Source organism: Amycolatopsis sp. cmx-4-54 (genome assembly GCF_046548895.1).
In the GTDB taxonomy this organism is placed as follows: domain Bacteria; phylum Actinomycetota; class Actinomycetes; order Mycobacteriales; family Pseudonocardiaceae; genus Amycolatopsis.
On record NZ_JAEBEJ010000003.1, the window covers coordinates 271,084 to 286,830 of the forward strand.

21 protein-coding genes are annotated in these 15,747 nt (G+C 67.6%); 1 reads left to right on the top strand and 20 read right to left on the bottom strand.

Annotated features, from left to right (window positions below):
- Window positions 1-13 precede the first annotated feature (13 nt).
- From ACLJQ7_RS11480 to ACLJQ7_RS11490, 3 genes are all read right to left on the bottom strand, one after another.
- The gene (locus ACLJQ7_RS11480) at window positions 14-484 is read right to left on the bottom strand and encodes a hypothetical protein (RefSeq protein ID WP_410648163.1); all 471 of its coding nucleotides are present in this window, start codon (window positions 482-484) and stop codon (window positions 14-16) included.
- 109 nt (window positions 485-593) lie between these two features.
- A complete protein-coding gene (locus ACLJQ7_RS11485) occupies window positions 594-1,361 on the bottom strand; it encodes a hypothetical protein (protein WP_410648164.1) in 768 nt (255 codons plus the stop codon).
- A gap of 4 nt (window positions 1,362-1,365) precedes the next feature.
- Window positions 1,366-2,628: a phage portal protein gene (locus ACLJQ7_RS11490; protein WP_410648166.1), complete on the bottom strand. Its 1,263-nt coding sequence runs from the start codon at window positions 2,626-2,628 to the stop codon at window positions 1,366-1,368.
- 374 nt (window positions 2,629-3,002) lie between these two features.
- Between ACLJQ7_RS11490 and ACLJQ7_RS11495 the strand changes: the two genes are divergently transcribed.
- On the top strand, window positions 3,003-3,389 hold the full coding sequence (locus ACLJQ7_RS11495; RefSeq protein WP_410648167.1) for a hypothetical protein: 387 nt from the start codon (window positions 3,003-3,005) through the stop codon (window positions 3,387-3,389).
- A 130-nt stretch (window positions 3,390-3,519) separates the two neighbouring features.
- Here ACLJQ7_RS11495 and ACLJQ7_RS11500 read toward each other — a convergent pair whose 3' ends face one another.
- The 17 genes from ACLJQ7_RS11500 to ACLJQ7_RS11580 all read right to left on the bottom strand — a co-directional run bounded on the left by ACLJQ7_RS11500 (window position 3,520) and on the right by ACLJQ7_RS11580 (window position 15,480).
- Entirely contained in the window at window positions 3,520-3,900 is a 381-nt protein-coding gene (locus ACLJQ7_RS11500; protein ID WP_410648168.1) for a hypothetical protein, read from the bottom strand.
- 117 nt (window positions 3,901-4,017) lie between these two features.
- Window positions 4,018-5,718, bottom strand: coding sequence for a Terminase (locus ACLJQ7_RS11505; protein ID WP_410648169.1), 1,701 nt, complete (start codon window positions 5,716-5,718; stop codon window positions 4,018-4,020).
- Window positions 5,684-6,124 carry a hypothetical protein gene (locus tag ACLJQ7_RS11510; protein ID WP_410648170.1) on the bottom strand — a complete coding sequence of 147 codons (441 nt, stop codon included), beginning with the start codon at window positions 6,122-6,124 and terminating at the stop codon, window positions 5,684-5,686. The genes ACLJQ7_RS11505 and ACLJQ7_RS11510 overlap by 35 nt, the downstream gene beginning before the upstream one ends.
- Before the next feature lie 25 nt (window positions 6,125-6,149).
- Window positions 6,150-7,310 carry an ABC transporter ATP-binding protein gene (locus tag ACLJQ7_RS11515; RefSeq protein ID WP_410648171.1) on the bottom strand — a complete coding sequence of 387 codons (1,161 nt, stop codon included), beginning with the start codon at window positions 7,308-7,310 and terminating at the stop codon, window positions 6,150-6,152.
- Window positions 7,307-7,489, bottom strand: a complete 183-nt coding sequence (locus tag ACLJQ7_RS11520; protein WP_410648172.1) for a hypothetical protein — start codon at window positions 7,487-7,489, stop codon at window positions 7,307-7,309. Before ACLJQ7_RS11520 ends, ACLJQ7_RS11515 begins: the two co-directional genes overlap by 4 nt.
- A complete protein-coding gene (locus ACLJQ7_RS11525; RefSeq protein WP_410648173.1) occupies window positions 7,486-8,046 on the bottom strand; it encodes a hypothetical protein in 561 nt (186 codons plus the stop codon). Before ACLJQ7_RS11525 ends, ACLJQ7_RS11520 begins: the two co-directional genes overlap by 4 nt.
- Window positions 8,047-8,430: 384 nt before the next feature.
- On the bottom strand, window positions 8,431-8,676 hold the full coding sequence (locus ACLJQ7_RS11530) for a hypothetical protein (RefSeq protein ID WP_410648174.1): 246 nt from the start codon (window positions 8,674-8,676) through the stop codon (window positions 8,431-8,433).
- A 4-nt stretch (window positions 8,677-8,680) separates the two neighbouring features.
- The gene (locus tag ACLJQ7_RS11535; RefSeq protein ID WP_410648175.1) at window positions 8,681-8,971 is read right to left on the bottom strand and encodes an HNH endonuclease; all 291 of its coding nucleotides are present in this window, start codon (window positions 8,969-8,971) and stop codon (window positions 8,681-8,683) included.
- 135 nt (window positions 8,972-9,106) lie between these two features.
- Window positions 9,107-9,772 carry a hypothetical protein gene (locus ACLJQ7_RS11540; protein WP_410648176.1) on the bottom strand — a complete coding sequence of 222 codons (666 nt, stop codon included), beginning with the start codon at window positions 9,770-9,772 and terminating at the stop codon, window positions 9,107-9,109.
- Window positions 9,773-9,869: 97 nt separating this feature from the next.
- Entirely contained in the window at window positions 9,870-10,637 is a 768-nt protein-coding gene (locus ACLJQ7_RS11545; protein WP_410648177.1) for a DUF2786 domain-containing protein, read from the bottom strand.
- Window positions 10,638-10,816: 179 nt separating this feature from the next.
- Window positions 10,817-11,185 (bottom strand): hypothetical protein, encoded by a 369-nt coding sequence (locus tag ACLJQ7_RS11550; RefSeq protein WP_410648178.1) that lies wholly within the window; start codon window positions 11,183-11,185, stop codon window positions 10,817-10,819.
- Between the two features lie 138 nt (window positions 11,186-11,323).
- Complete coding sequence (locus tag ACLJQ7_RS11555) at window positions 11,324-11,689, bottom strand: hypothetical protein (protein WP_410648179.1); 366 nt, start codon at window positions 11,687-11,689, stop codon at window positions 11,324-11,326.
- A 231-nt stretch (window positions 11,690-11,920) separates the two neighbouring features.
- Window positions 11,921-12,907 (bottom strand): hypothetical protein, encoded by a 987-nt coding sequence (locus ACLJQ7_RS11560; protein WP_410648180.1) that lies wholly within the window; start codon window positions 12,905-12,907, stop codon window positions 11,921-11,923.
- A complete protein-coding gene (locus tag ACLJQ7_RS11565; RefSeq protein WP_410648181.1) occupies window positions 12,904-13,464 on the bottom strand; it encodes a hypothetical protein in 561 nt (186 codons plus the stop codon). The genes ACLJQ7_RS11560 and ACLJQ7_RS11565 overlap by 4 nt, the downstream gene beginning before the upstream one ends.
- A complete protein-coding gene (locus ACLJQ7_RS11570) occupies window positions 13,461-14,633 on the bottom strand; it encodes a hypothetical protein (protein WP_410648182.1) in 1,173 nt (390 codons plus the stop codon). The genes ACLJQ7_RS11565 and ACLJQ7_RS11570 overlap by 4 nt, the downstream gene beginning before the upstream one ends.
- Before the next feature lie 80 nt (window positions 14,634-14,713).
- Window positions 14,714-15,148, bottom strand: coding sequence for a hypothetical protein (locus ACLJQ7_RS11575; RefSeq protein WP_410648183.1), 435 nt, complete (start codon window positions 15,146-15,148; stop codon window positions 14,714-14,716).
- Window positions 15,145-15,480, bottom strand: a complete 336-nt coding sequence (locus ACLJQ7_RS11580; protein WP_410648184.1) for a hypothetical protein — start codon at window positions 15,478-15,480, stop codon at window positions 15,145-15,147. The genes ACLJQ7_RS11575 and ACLJQ7_RS11580 overlap by 4 nt, the downstream gene beginning before the upstream one ends.
- Between the last annotated feature and the right edge of the window lie 267 nt (window positions 15,481-15,747).

Here is a 15,747-nt window from a genome sequence, read left to right on the forward strand (position 1 = left end):
GTGAGCGGGTGGGTTAGGAACCCCAGACGAGGCGGCTGATCTGCTCGGGGGTGTCCTCGACCGGTTCGATCGGTGCACTCGCGGCGGGCCGGAGCGCTTCGACGGGCTGAGCCGTGGCCGCGCGGGCGGGCGGGGCCGCCGCGTCGATCAGGGCGGTGATGATCTCGGCCAGCGCGGCGGCGTCGGCCTTGAGTTCGTCTTCGCTGGCACCGTGCAGGCGGGCAGCGAGCGCGTCCGGCAGGTGCGCGGACCGGATCGAGGTCAGCCGGGCGAGGTCGAGTTCGGCTCTCTCCGCGCGCTGCTGCGCGGTCTCGGCCTGGGCGGTGAGCTGCTGCGCCTGCTCGCGCAGGGTCGCCAGCTCCGGGTGCTCCGCGGGCTTCTCGGCCGCCGCAGCCGGCCTCGGGGTGGGCGGCGGTGCCGCCGTCGTGGGTGCGGTGGCGGCCGTGTCGTCGGCGGGCGGGGTGCCGGTGGTGGTGTCGGTCAAGCGGTCCTCCGTGCTGGTGTTGAGCGAGGTGGAGTGGCCTGCCCGCCCGGTTTCCGCAGTGGGACAGGAAATGTGGAGGGCTGTCCTCGGAATCCGGGCGGGCGGCCGGTCAGGAGGCGTTCGCGCGGCGCGCTTCGTAGGCGCGGCGGAACGCGAGGCGGGCGTCCTTGCCGGACAGCCCTTGCGTGGAATCGGCCCACAGGGCGCCGAACTCGCGCGTGGTGTCCGGGAGCACTGGCGCATGGAAGAACGGCTCGGGCTGACAGCCGCAGCCGTCGTGGTACTCGGCCTCGGTGCCACCTCGAGTACTGGCGGACTCTCGGGACAGGTACACGGCTCCGCGGCTGGCGAGCATCGCGCACCACCAACACGGGTCGCCGTCGGTGACCCGCAGCCATCCGCGCGCGGCCGGATCGGCGGCGGTCGCCCTTTCCACGCGGGACCGTCCGGCCGCGAGGGTGTGCCGGACCGAGGCGGCCGCGACCCCAGGACCGGTCTGGTCCAGGGCGCGGGCGGGGTCGAGACCGGCACCGACGAGCCGGGCGATTGCGCGAGTACCGGTGACTCGGAGCGAGGTCAGTGCCCGTTCGCGCCACCGGTCGTCCTCGTCGGCGAACGCTTCGCGCGGCAGACGCGGACCGGTGGGAGCCTCGGCGCGGCGCAGGGTCTGGTAGTAGGTCGTCGCCAGGTCGCGGGACTCGGACCGGAGACGGCCGAGTGCCGCGAGAATCGGTGAGGACCAGTCGAGGGCCGCGAGCCGGAGCGGGTCTACCGCCTGCCAGACGGTGAGCACCTCGGAGACCACGCGCACGGCGAGACGGCCCTGCGCGAGCTTGTGCGCGCGGGTCGCCGCCCGTCCATCCGGTGACGTCGCCAACGGGTCACCCCCGGTCCGGGTCGGTCGCGCGGCTCAACGAGTCGGCCAGGAGCGTGTGCCCGTCGACGGGACGGGGCATGTCGGCCCAGCGTCGGGCGTCCTGGTCGGTTACTCCTGGTAGGCGCTCCCACGTCGCGCGGGCGGGGACGTCGAGCATCTGCACTGCCTTGCCCCAGGCGTCGACCACTCCAGCCAGCGACCTAGTGGAAGTGTCGCGCCAGCGGACCACGGCGCTGGTGTCGTCCCAGCCCGCGAGGTTCCCGGCGGCGAGACAAGACAGCCGCAGGACCTGCTGCCACGACTCGCCGTAGGAGGTCTTCCGCTCACCGACTCGTCGTTGGAGACCGGCGTCGGCGGCGTCGATGGTGTCGGCCGCGAGGTTGGCCAGCGACCCGTGCAACGACCACGCCGGGGTCTGGGTGATCGCCGCGAGGTGCCGCAGGATCTGCTCCAGCACCGCGATATAGCCGGTCATGTCCGTGGAGTCGAACGTTCCGAACCGCGTCTCCGGGCTGTCGGAGTGCAGGAGCCGGTCGGGCCCGATGGGCGGTTCTTCGTCCTCATCGAGTTCGAGCCCGGCGGCCCACCGCTGACGGTGTGCGCCGTGCTCGCCGGTCGTCATCAGCAGGAACGTCTGATAGTTCAGCCGGTCCTGGATATCCAGGACTGGAGCGACCACGCCGGGGGTGTCGGAGTCGAGGTCGTCCTCGTCGAGGAACCGCACTACCGGGCAGACACCGAGGCCGTGCTCGGCGTGATCCAGATAGGACGGCCCTTCTCCGAGCTTGTTCTCGGCCAGCGTGTAGACGGCGCGGTCATCGAACAGCCGATACATCATGCGCGGCCCGTCCGGTGTCCACGAGGTCTTGCGCTGCAACGCATACACCGGCCAGTGGTCCGATTCGTCGGCGTAAACCGCCGTCATGTGCCTCGGCGACACACCCCGGATCACCGGGACCGGATCACCCGGCAGGACGGTGGTGTAAGCCCAGCCGTATTTCAGCGTCGCGCGATGTACCGCCGCCTGACGTCGAGCCACTCCATTACGGACCCAATGCGACCAGCCGAGCGGCTCGACCGCATCATCGTGTCCGAGCACGCGGTAGCCGTCCACGAACAGGTTCTGCGCGAGAAGCTGCATGAGCAGGCGGCACCAGTTGGTGCGCGATCGGTCCAGCAGCCAGCGGTAGGCCTTGCGCGCCGAACGGGGCGCGAACGGCAGATCGTGGTCACCTTGGACATAACGGTGAATACGGTCATTGCGCAATCTATCCGGCCAGATCGCTTCAATTCGCCTAGCAACGTCTTGTGCATCAGGTTTCGATAGCGAGATACGACCCCCCAAAATGATTTAGCCCTTGATGCCCCTCGCATTGACGGAAACCGCTGCATGCAGCGGCAAGTCGGGCTGATTCCACAGGTCAAACAGTTGTCGATCTATCACCCGGATGGCGGGTGGTCAGTCAGAAGGCAACTAACTAACGTGGTTTGCGGGAGGGGATAATCACTAGAATTTCACGGCACATTTTTGCATGATTCGGCAATTTTCGGCCGCAATCCTAATGGGCCATGCCTACGAGCAGACATGGTACCAATGCGCAGTAATACGAAATTCAATTTACGCAATGAAAGGGTTTAGCCATGCGAAAGATTGGCCTATTGACCGCTATTGCCGCCAGCGCTGCTGGCCTGATCATGGGTTCCGGCGTCGCGAGCGCTGCGGACGCGTCAGTCGCAAACGGTAGTCCGTCATCCATCGAGAGAATGGGCATCAGTCCCGGCTGCGACGGTGGGTTGCTCACCAAGCCGGATGTGACGAATATGTACTACGACCACTACTACGGCGACAGCCGGTTGACTGCCTGCCAGATGTGCGACGGGGCGGCCAATCTTCTCGCGGACACATTCGGCTGGAAGTACACCTGGTGTGCAGAGTTTGGCAACAACGAGATCGCCGAACTCTGGTACGGCAGCGGCGACATCGGCAAACTTCACAAATATGACGGCAAGATGACACTAGACAAGTAGCAGCCATCAACTGCTGATCGAGTCGCCTGCTGCGACCCGCAGCAGACGACTCGATCGGCGGGTGCTCTGAACTAGAACCACATCGTGTAACTCGAATAACCTCGCCGCACGATGAGCGCGTTCACTGCCGCTAGCTGTACGCGCCAGGTATGTTCGGCGGCTGCGTGCGTTCCAGTTCGAGCGCAAGTGCCTCCTGTCGTCCCTTGGCGACCTCCAGGCTCTGAAATCCGAGCCGATCACGAATTTGCTCCCAAGTCCATCCTTTGTTGCGCGCTTCCTCGATAAAAGCGGATTCTGATTGGTTTACCACTCGATGCGCGCGAACGATCTCGATGGCCCATGCCGTGAGTACGTTATCCGGGAAGTTTCCTACGCCGAGCTCACTTGACACGCGCAGGGCGTTGAGCTGGTTCGTTGCCCTCAGTGCGGCCACCCTGGCCTCATCTCGATCACCCGTTGAAAGTCCGTTAAGCCATTCAGCAATGATGGGATTTCGTTTACCTTCAGTCACCACACAATCATGCACCTGGCGATCCCGGCCGTCAAATCCTCGTGGTGAGTGATGATCTGACAACGTCGCGTTTCGATCTGACGTTATTGCAGGACGCCGCCAGGGCACCGCGCGGCCTCAGGTGAACACACGAAGGCGACCTGTCCGCTTACGTCCGCGCTTTGCCCATTCCGGGGACGCTAACACGAGACGTCGGACGTGGCGGGCGCCGATGAGGCAGACCGCGAGGTCGATTTTGTGCGGCGAGTCGGGGGTTTCCTTGCGGATAAGGACGCCGTAGCGGGTCGGGTGACGCCGAGCGTTGAGGATGTGCCGTTTCAGCCGCTCGTCCCCATCGTGGGTCAGTGCGGACTGCCGGATCTCGGCGAGCGTCCGCTGCACGGCCGGAGCGAACTCGGGGGTTTTGCCGCGCATGTCGTAGGCGACGGCGTGACGGTTGCGGCCGGTGGTGGCGTCGATGATGAGGCGGTCGCCGAAGTCCCACCCCCAAGTGTCCACGTAAGACTCGAACTCGCGAGTGTCGGCGAAGAACCCCACGACGTCGAACCGCTCGAAGGCGGTGCGGACGGCGAGGTCGGCCGCCACGCGGTCGACCTCCCAGCCGGCCCCGGCGGGGCCTTCGGGCTTCTCCTGACAATGCAGCACGGCGGCGTGTCCATCGGACATGCGCACCGCCACCAACCCGGTGGCGTCGTCGTTCTTGCTGCCGTCGAAGAACATGACCACGGTATCGCCGTCGCTGAGCGGCTCGCGGCCGGGATCGTGGCAGGAGTCCCACTCCGGCGCGGTGGTCCAGGCCGTAGCCGCGGAAGACCGTTGATTGAAGAAGTAGCGGCGGGATTCCTCGATAGCCTTGGTGAGGTCCCAGAACTCGTTCTCCACGATGCCGGGCAAATCCATCCAGTCGGCGGCCGGTCCGTAGACCTCGCGTAGCGCCGCCACCATCTGGTCAAGGTCGGTGAGATCGACGGCGGCAGGCGCTTCGCGGTGATCCCACAGCAGCCGCGCTGAGCGGGCGCGGCCTTCCCGGATCGCTTTCGCCTGCTTGTCGAGCGCTTCGAGGATGGACTCTTCCCCGGCCTGGTACATCGTGGACGTCAGCAGCGCCCACGGCTGCGCCGTCCGTCTCTTGCGCAGGTTGCGGTCCACCGTCTTGAACATGCGGCGCAACTCGGCAGTGGTGTACAGGTGCGGCTCGTCGAAGATCGCGAGGGATTCCTTACCGCCGTCCTTGGCGGACGAGCTGGCGGTGGAGGGCACGATCTCGCCGCCGCCGGGGATCTCGATCCGGGTCAGCCCGGCGGCGTTCTTGGGCAGGTCCTCACCGAGCGGGCCTTCGGTGAGGTTGAAGTGAATGACGTCGTAGGTGTTCCCGGTCTGGGACTCTTCCGTTGCCAGGCAACGGATATAGGGGTAGGTGAGCCGCTGGCCCATCGGTTCGCCGGGCGCGTAGGTGTAGGTGAAATCGCGCCAGGTGTAGGTTTCCCCGCCCCCGGCCCATCCGGCGAAGCGGCACGGCCCGAATGCCTCGAACAGGCCGATGAAGCCCGCGATCTCGCTTTTGGCGCGGCCTTTCGCGCGGGAGAGTACCGCGCGGCTGTAGAGCCGTCGTCCGGGGTGGTCGAGCGCGTAGGAGTCGATGAGGAAGCCCGCGAACTCGTCGTCCAGATCTACCGGTTCGCCTTGGACGTCGCCCGGTCCGTGGATGGTCCAGTGTTCGATCCAGGCCGCGCCGAGCCAGCCGAGGGAGCGGTTCCGGTCATGTCCGGGTGCGTAGACGAGCTCACGTGCCACGGCCCAGCCTCTTGCGTCGGTCATCGAGGCGGGTCACCGCCGCCGGGTCCGGTGCTGGGGGCGCGTCGGTGTCCTCGGCGGTGGTGTACCGGATGCGGAGCTTGAGCCGGTCCTCGTGGGTGAGCCCGAGCTTGGCCGCCCGCAACCGGAGTTCGGCGGCACGGGCGGCCTCACCGCGCCAGAACGCGTCCACCAGGACGGCGGTCTCCAGCGCGAACCGCCAGTCCGTCTCCGCCCACAGCCGGCAGTGCGGCATCCGGCGAACCGCTTCCCACCACGCCACCGTTTCCGGGTGCCACTTCTTGCGGCCGTTGCGGGGCAGGTCCGGGGATGGTCCGTCGAACGGCACCGCCTCGACCGGCGTCCAGTCATAGGCTTTCGCGTTGCGGTTGCGCGGGTTCGCCGACGGCGGCCGTCCGGTGATCGCCATGGACCATCACCTCCGCGGCTTCGGGTCAGGTCGGCGGACCGTAGTAACGGAAGCCCTGGATCGGCCGGAAGTGCCCGCCGTATCCGGCTTCCGCGAGCCCGCGGGGAGCGCCCTTGATGGAGGCGCGGCTCTTGGCCTTATTCGTGCCGTGCAGCGCTGCCGAGATCTGACGCCATTGCGGATCTCGGCGCAGCGCGGCGCACAGGTGCGGGTGCGAGGTGTGGAACAGCGTCGTCATCGCCCGGTCAGGGAGAACGCCCTTCCCGGCGTATTGCAGCCCGGCTACATGGTTGAGGAACCGTGTCCCGAGCCCGGCTCCCTGCCATTCGGGCATGACGACCAGCCGGGCGGCGCGGGCCTCAACGGCGGTGATGCTCTTCCCCGCGCGTTTGAAGTACAGGCCACGAGTCGAGACGCCGAGGTGCGTGACCGGTTCGCCGTCGATGAATCCGGCGTAGACCCGTGCCGCGATCATCGGGCCGACGTCTAGATAGTGATGCGGCTTGAAAAGCGGCCAAAGCGACCACCCGCCCAGCCGGACCTCCACGTTGATCCTCGGCCGCCGGTGTTGAACCGACCCCCGAGTAAATGTGCCGGTGGCGGTGTCATACACCCAGTCGGGCTGCAGCCAATCAAGGACGTCGTAATGGCAGGTGAGCAGAACGGCCTGCCCGGTCCCGCGCCGCCACGCTTTCGCGAACGCCCCAGCGCCGACGCGCGCGATCTGCCGGTCAACGACGGACGTGAACTCGTCCACTACGACGCGGGGCGGTCGTTCGGCGAGGATGCGCGCCATGTCGGCGCGGAACTTCTGCCCGGTCGAGAGGACGGTGTACGGGCGAAGCCACGCCGGAACGTCGCCGAGACCGGCCTGGGACAGTGCTGCGGTAACCTCGTCCACCGGGGAATCAGGTGCGATGGCGTCCACGATCGGCGCGTCGTCGGGCCAGCCGTCGCCGGAATAGATCGCGGTGTCGTCCCAGATCCGCGCGCCGATGGAGGACTTGCCCGACCCGGACGGGCCGACCACAACCCCGATGCGCCACCGGTCGTCCTCGACGTCGAGATCGGCGTCGAGCTCGAACCGGGTGGCCTGGTCGTCGGTGGCGTTGAACAGCGCTTTGATCCGCGCGGCACGGTAGGACTCGGCGGCCGGTGAGCGGTGCCGGATTGAGATCCGCTTCACACGGTCACCACCTTGCACCGCCATCCGCGCTCCCGCAGCTCGACGTACACGGCTTCCTGGGCAGCGGCGTCGGCGCATTCGACCAGGACGGCGAACTTCTCGCGGTAGCGGTCTTTCTCCGGCGGTGTCAGGAGCCCGACGCTGCCGGGGATCTGGTCGGAGGTGGTCTTCGGTGTCATTCCGTGGGCTCCTTCTCGGGGTAGGGCTTCGCCAGGGTGGTGACCTGGCGGCGGGTCGAGCGGTTGAGCGGGTAGAGGTAGCGGTGTTTCACCGTGCGCTCGATCACCCGCGTGACGCCGGGGTCGATGGTGCGGCGCACGAAGGCTTCCGCGGTTTCCCCTGCCGGGCGGTGCACGGCCATGTGCCGCAAGGTGCGGCCGTGCACGAGCTGCCCATGCACGACGTAGGAGGCGTTGGTGGGCGCGGTCGTGCCGGTGTAGATCCAGTTACCGGCCTGATAGATCCCGCCGTGGTGCCCCTGGGCGGTGTCGGCATAGGACACGATCAGCCGAAGCCCAGGGCAGGCGGCGCGGAGCTGACGGAGGCTCGCGGCGAGCATCTGCGTGACCGGGTGCTCATGTGGCCGGAGCGCCACGCGCAGCAGCTCGACGCATTCGGTCTGGCCGAGGCCGTAGGGGCTGCCGAGAGCGGCGGTGGCGCTGCGGCCGAAGATGATCGCGCCGACGAATTCACCGTGTTCCCAGATCCCGAACGGCGCGATCTTGCTTCTCGGCATCTTCTGCGAGTAGTGCCAGCGAAGGACGGCGTACTGCGCTGCCGACCAGTGGCACGGCGCGACTAGCAGCGGGACGGACGGGTCAGTGTGGGGTCCTCCCGGCGGCGGTCGCGTCACGCTGTCGTCGGGCGAGAGTGCGGGCGGAGAGCTGGTCGAGCCGGGGAACGACGGTGCTCGGGCGAAAGTCGGGTTCGGACTCAGCGGCGGTCTTCTTTCGTTGGGCGGAGGACAGAAGGTTCAGCGGACGACGCACCGCCTTCGGGTTCGGTGATGGGTTCGCCGCAGGCTGCGGCCGGCAACTGGGCGGTGTGGCGAAAACGCCCGAGTTTCGTACAGACCGCGAGGTGCTATGCCTAACCGGTGTGCGGCGGCCGTGGCGCGGGGTCACCCCCCAGGGGCGGTACGTGGCGAACGCCGTCCGCGCCGCGCGGAGCTGGCCGCCGCTTCGGTGCCGAGCGACGGCTCGACCGGTGCCGGTTCGGTGTCCGGTCCGGGCTCGTCGACGGGCTCAGCGTCATCAGCGGCGACTGCGAACCCGACCGAGAGCAGCCATTCAGCGGCGGCGGTGTCTTGGTCGATGACGCTGCCGCCGGGTCGTCCGCCGAGCGGGCGCAACAGTTTCACGCGCATGTGGTCACCTTTCGATCAGGCCGGGATGCGGTTCGGGTGGTCGGCGCGCGGACGGGCGTCGTGCTGCGGCTGCGCGTCCGCCTTCCTGTCCGCTCTTGCTCGCATGACACGGTGAGCAGATGCCTTGCAGGTTGTTCTCGCGGTGATCGTCGCCGGGCACGATGTGATCGACCTCGGTCGACGGCGCGGACCAGCACACGCGGCACGTCGGGTCACGTCGAAGGACACGGCGGCGGATCGTGGGCCAGGTGCGCGGGAGACGGGCGGCGCGATCGCTGCCGGACCATGCGGACATGAGAAAGCCCCCGTCCTGTCGGTACGGGGGCGAGGCGCGACAGAGCCCCGGCTACATGAGGGGGAGGGAGTAACCGGGGCTCTGTCGCTGTCGAGGGGACCGTGCGACACGCACACGGGTCCAACGTGAATGACTTTACGTTCGGTGCTGGTCAGGCGCAACCTGGTTCTGTTCACGTGCGGCGGTCACGTGCCGAAGCGCGGTCCGGTAGTGCACGCCGAGACGTCGCGCGATTTCCGAAGTGGACAGTGGTTGCCCATCCTCGTCACGTTCGAGAAGCAGTTCGGCGGTGCGCGTGGCCAGCTCGGCGCGCGGCACTTTCTCGGGTGTTCCCTGCGGTCGTCCTCCGCCGCGAGGACGGTCCGGGTCCGCGCGGTCGGCCCGGTAGGCCTCGACGGTGCGGCGGTACCAAAACGGCTCACCGCCAAACACCTGGTCCGGCGGCGGGACGAGCGGTCGTTCGCCGGGTTCGCGGTCGCGCTTGCGTTCGGCGCTCTCGTAGCGCAGCCACGTGGCGGTGCTCATCTCGGCCTCTTCGGCTGCCTCGGCCCGGTCGAGGAGATCCTCCGGGCTGCCGAGCGGCGGCAGTTCGGGCACCGGCTTGCCGTGCGCGTAAGCGGTGGCCTGCTCGGCGTCCCAGAGTCGGCGGTGTCCGCGCTGCCCGCGCACCGGGTTGACCTGTCGCGGGTGCTCCGGCCGCTCCCACGGCGGCGGGTCGGCCCGTTGAGCGGTGCGCAGGCTCATGCCGTAGAGCGCGGCTACGTCCTCTTGAGTGATGAGCGTGCGGCCCGCCGGGATCACGTGTCTCTGTCCTCCTCTGCCCGCCTCGGTGGTGGGCCGGTACCAGTGTGCCGCCGCCCCGGTCCGTGGTGCAGGACCGGGGCGGCGGGTCGGGTGGTTAACCGGCGGTCACCTCGCGCTTGCCGCCGCCGACCTTGGTCTGCCCGGTGTCGGCGGTGCGGCCGTCGCGGCGGCCCGCGTCGGCACCGGCTTCGCTGTACTTGTCACCCCGGACCGGCTTGAGGTCAGGAAACTTCTTGTCGAAGGCGGCCTTGGTGCGTTCGGCGTCGGAGACCAAGACAAGCTCGCCCGTCTTCCCCTTTACCTTGTCCGCCATAGCATTTCGGGACTCGGCGATCTTGTCGGCCACACCGCGCCCGTAGCCGGGCAAGTAGCTGCGGAAGAACGTCCGACGCTCGATGTTGGCGTTAGCCGAGGTGTCGAACCGGCCCTTGAGCCCCGCCATGTGTTCGCGGGTCGCCCTCATGCCGTTCGTTTCGGCCTGCAGCACGATCGACGGCAGGAGAAGTTCCAGAGCTTTGAGCGTGGCACCAGGAGCCATGATCAGGACCCAGCGCGGCGATCCGTTCATCTTGTTTCCCAGCGTGCACACCTGAGCGCCGTAGGCTTCCGCGACGCGGGCGACAAGCTCGGCGCGTGCCTTGCCGTGCCAGCCCTGACCGGACACCTCGAACTGGAGCATGCGGATCGGCTCGGGCCGCTTGCCTTCCTTGTGTCGCAGGGTGGCCGCGTCGAGGTTGTACTTGCCGATCAGCTCGGCGGCCTTCGCGGCGTAGGTCTGTGCCTCTTCGGCGGTGACGGCGGCATCCTCGGCCTTGTCGAGAAGCTTGCGGACGCGCTCGGCGATGTTGTTGCTGGCAGCCATTTCGGGTTCCTTCCCGGTTGATCACGGTGATTGGTGGTGCCGGTTCCGGGGGTTCTAGGTCCCGTTCCCGACATGAAGAATACTATCCGAACTTAGCGACATCAGGGAAGGGTGCGCCCGGTGATCCGCCCCACACGCGAGGACGGAGGACGGGCCACCGGGCGCCCATGCAGTTTCCGTTAGGCCGAAGCGTCCTGTTCGTCGTTGCCGGTCGGCCGGTTTTGGTTGATGTGCCTCACAAGTTGGGCGTAGAGGTGTGTTCCGCACATCCATACGGAGATGTGCGGCGGCAGCTCGAAAAGTCCAAATTGGAGGCCATTGAGGCTGGGCCGAACGGTCAGCCGCGCGTAGTGCTCACGGGTGTGCTCCTGAGCGCCGGGGCATGGCCCCTTGCGGTCGAGACGCGCGCACCAGCGGCAAGGTTCACCAGACGGCGCGGCGTCGGGCAGCGTCCAGATGACGGACGGAACCGGGAACTTCGGCTTGTCGGGCAGGTAGTAGATCACCCAAACCGAGTTCGTCGGCTTGTGTGCATTGTGGTGTGTCATGGCGAGATTCCCTTCGGGGCAGCCAGGTAAGGTGCCCGGCGAGCGAGGGCGAGCCCGATCGTGCCGGGCTAAGAGTGAGAAGATGTTGCGACGGAAGGCTTTTCGACCTCCCGTCGCAACGTTCGGACTAGCTCTCGCTTATCCCAGGTCCACGAAATTCCCGGTGGCGATCATGTCCGGGATCAGCTTCATTGCGGCGTCCCAGGAGGCTCCCGCAGGGACCATCACCTTGCCGGTTCGCACCATATGCCCCGATTCCGTCAACATCCGGTCGTGGCCGATGGAGACATGGATTTCCATGCCGGGACAGGTCTTGTCCGTCTGAGGCTGGCAGAACGCGCAGGGCACACCCCTGCTCGACAGGTCGGCCAGCACGCGGAGGATGGTCGGCCGCCGCGTCTCGCCGAGCGCTTCGATCACCGCATCCGAATGCGGGCCAGGATAGAGGTCGAGCATGTCCTCGTAGGCGTACATGACCCACCACTGATTCATGGTGTCACTCAAGGGTTTTCCTTCCGATCGTTGATCACGGTGGTTGCCGGGTCCGGGGGTTCTAGGTCCCTTTCCCAACAACAAGAATACTATCCGAAATTAGCGACACAGGGAAGGGTTTCTCGGGTTTGTGACCCGCCCCATATACTGGCGATGCCTTCCGTTTGATCACGGTGGCACCTGGCGGGACCGGCGGGTTCTAGCCACCCTTCGGGGTGGATCGCCGGTCCCGCCCCTCGCCGCTCAGCCGGCCTGGAGGCCGCCGCGGCGACGCTGCCAAGAAGCGAGCACGGCGTTGCGCTCGTAGAGAGGCCGCCGTTTCGTTCCGTGGTTCGGCCAGCCGTCCTCACTACGCCAGCGGCGCAGTGTCCCGGCGGGAACACGCAGCCATTCCGAGAGCATCGCGACATCGGACACGGGCACTCCCTGCGCCCCGGAAAGCTCGTCCCAGTTCGTTCGCGGCCAGCGAGTGCGGCACTTCGGGCACGAGATCCAGTCCTCGTCCGCGCGGACCCGCAGCCGCGCACCGCACGGCCGTGCGTCCACCCCGACCGGGGTCGGGCAGGTGCCGACCGGGATACGGCGCTCGCCCGCCCCGATCGCGGTACGCACGGACGACAGCAGTTCCCGGACCTCGGCGGCGAAGTCGGCGACCCAGTATTGCCGGGTCATGTGCGCGAACCAGGTAGCGAGGAACGCGGCCTCGTCGCCGACGGTGCGCGCCTTCAGGCCGAGCTGGGAGGTGATCTCGGCGCGGAGCTGGTCGAGCGGCGTGTCCAGGCGGCCCGCCCACGGCTGGCGGGCGGTGAAGTCCAGCCAGCCGACCAGCAGTTGCCCCTGCCGCTGGTCGATCTCGTCGGGCCGCGCGAGGCCGACTTCTTCGCGGACGTTGTCCGCCCAGCTGGACAGGACCTCGAGGACCGAGTGCGGGTCACCGTCTTCCGCGGAGTGGGTCCGGCGGTCGGTGAGCGCGATCACGCTGTCGCGCGCCGGGGAACGCGACCCGAAGCCGGGCGTGCCTCGTCCGGTCGACGCGCCGCCGCCGCTGGGCGCGGCCGAAAGGGACGGATAGCTGCGCGCCAGTTCTCGCAGGTCGGCCCGCAGTGTGTCCGCGCACGGATCGCAGGTGAGGTAACCGTGCTGTGCTCGGAACGGCTTGCCCGCGAGGTTGCGGCAGCCCAGGATGCACAGCTGCACCGCCGGGAGGTCGGTGTCGGTGGGGGCGGTCATCGGGAGGTCTCCTTGACGGGGTGGTGCGGTGCGCCACGTCCGGCGCTATCGGCCTGAGCACGCTCCAGGCGAGAGGGGTGCATCCGGTGCACGGGATCGCGTGCTTCACGCCGTCCGGCGCGGTTACGGGTGAGCGGGCCGCAGACCGCTCCGGCCTTGGCACGGCAGAACGGGCAGGGCACAGCCCGGGCGAGATCGTGCTCGGCGTTGCGCTTCCAGCCCATCTGCGCGTAGACGGCATGGATTCCGCGGAGCCCGGCCTGCTGGTGGTAGTCGGTCCGGTTGTGGCGGGCCGACGGGATCGGCCGGTGCCCGGTATCTGCCGAATCGGTCCTGCGGTCGCGGGCCGCTTCGCAGCGGCCGACGACCTCCGAAGGGGTGGCGCGCCGGGCGGCGGGTCCCATCGACACCAGGGCTGCGTGGCACTCCGCGAGGCTGAACCCGGCGAGTCCGACTTCCCAGGCCGAAATCACGTCGTCGGTGACGTGGGCGCCGGTGTGCCGGATCAGCAGGCCGCGCACGTCCGAGCGGCTCATCACCGCGTGCAGCGTGCTCATGCGACAGCCCGGCCGAAAGCGTCATCGAGAATCGCGGTCAGGGCCTCGGCGTCAGCGTGCCGGGGCTGAGCCTGCCGCACGGCCAGGCCGAGCCCCTCCTGGTCGTCCTCGGCGATCGCGGCGGCACGCAAGGACTCGAACCGCTCCACCATCTCCTCGTCCTGAGCGCGTTTTGCACGATCGGTACCCGTGATCCGGTCCGCGCGCATTCGTTCGCCGACCAACGTGGGCAGGAAGCCGGGCGGCAGGGTCTTGCTGGACCAGGCGGCCAGTCCCGCGCCAATAACGCCGCTGCCGATGCCGTCGCGCAGCAGCTCGATCACGTGGGTGATCAGCTGGGCGCGGACCTTGGACGGCACCGACGAGCCGTAGAACTCGACCAGTCGGGCGGCTTCGGCCCGCCGTCGTTGCCGCACGGAGCCGGTGTCGGTGTCCGAGTGATCGGCGTCATGTTGCGCCGCCGCCGGTTCTGCGGATGATCGCGCGTAGTGCGCGCCGCGCGCGGGAAACCCCCGTTTCTTACCTGCCAACGGAAGAGAAGCTTCTCCCGTCTCCCCGCTCCCTTCTCCCAGGGGTCTCGCGGAAGGGTTCCGTGAGGGGTTCGAGGAAGCGTTCGGTGGTCCTTCGGAGGGCGGCTGCGCGGGTTCGCCCGGCGGTGCCGAGGCCGGCAGCTGGGCGGGCCTCGGCTTCGCCGCAGTCTTCACCTCGGGCGGTAGCTCGTGCGCTCCCGACTCCAAGGCGGTTGCGGTGATCGACGGCGCAGAGCCGGTGACCTCGACCGGCAGCCGCCGCAGCTCGACCCCGAGCGCCGCGCGCAGGATTGGCGATTCGATCTCGAAGGCCGTCCGCAGGGCCGCACGCAGGACGTTTGGCTGCTTGTACAGCTGGTCATTGCGGATAAATGTGCGGATGAGCACTTCTTCGGTGTCGTGGTCGACGACGACGAACGCGGCTGCGTCGAGCTCGGACAGCGCGGCCCGGATCTCGGCCAGGTCGACGTCCGGGTGTGGACGGCTCCACCGTTTCGCCGTGAGGTCGAGCATTCCGGCGTAAGTGAGCGTCGGATGAGAGACGAGCTGGATGTACAGCAGCTTCGCCAGGGCCGACAGTGCGACGAAGTCAGGATCGGACCAGATCCGTACATCGAGACGTGCGTGATCGCGCGCCAAGGTAAATCCCCCTACAGGACAACAGAAAGGGCACGGTGAAGACCGCCGCGTGGACACGCGGCGGTGAAGAACGGGAGGGCTCAGGACGCGGCGGCGGTCTGCTCCTGGTGGTGCTCGCGGAGGGCCTCGGCGTCGAAGGCATAGACCGGTTGCAGCTTGCCGAGGTTGCGGCCCGGCGAGTCGGTCGACCGCACGTAGCGACCCGTGGGCACCAGCAGGCCGGAGGCCACGAGGCGGTTGACCGTCGAGCCGATCAGTTGCGGCTGCACCCACGCGGGCAGCAGCGCCCGCCAGCGGTTCGCGGTGGTCTCCCGGAACGGATCGGCAAGGGCGTCGCGGACGATCACGGTCGTGATCACCAGCACCTGCGCCTCGTTGCGGGGCTCGGCGGTGAGCAGCGCGGCCACCGTCGCGGCGGTCTCGCCGTCGTCGGGCACACCCGTCGGGCCGGTCGCGCGGGCGTGGGCCACCATCGCCCCGGCCAGCGCGACCAGATCCCCGAACGGAACAGTCATGCGTTCAGCAGCCGAAAGGTCGCGACCTCCGTAATTCCGGCACACTCTTCCGCGATCTCCGGGTAACGATCCTTGAGAGTGCCCTGGTCCAGCGCGACTTTCAGCGATCGGACGAAGCTCACGACGGGCACGCCGTTAACCGTGCCGACCTCGGCATCAGCCGCCACCAGGGCGGCCTTGATCACGGCCTCATGCTGCTTACGTTCCTCGGCCAGCTTCGCCTGCTTGCGCTTGATCCGGCGCAGGGACGCGACGAGGTGAGCAAAGGCATCGACTGACCTTGTGAGTCGTTCGGCGTCTTCGTTGGTACGAATGGGTGTGGCGTGCTTCACGGAAAGCGATCCCCCTAAAACGGTTAACACGGGGCTAGATGCGCGCGATCAACCAAGACACGACTTGATCAACAAGAGGCGTGCGAGGAACCGGCGGGCGTCCGTAGGGGGACGAGCGCCGGAAAACTAAAAATGTTTATGGGCGTAAACATTCTGAGTTTTGCGTGTGCTGGCGAGCAGCGCGGTAACCCGACCATATCCGGGGGACGTGCAAGTTTGTCAACGTTAAAACGCGGACAAGTCGGAAATGTTTATATCCGTAAACAA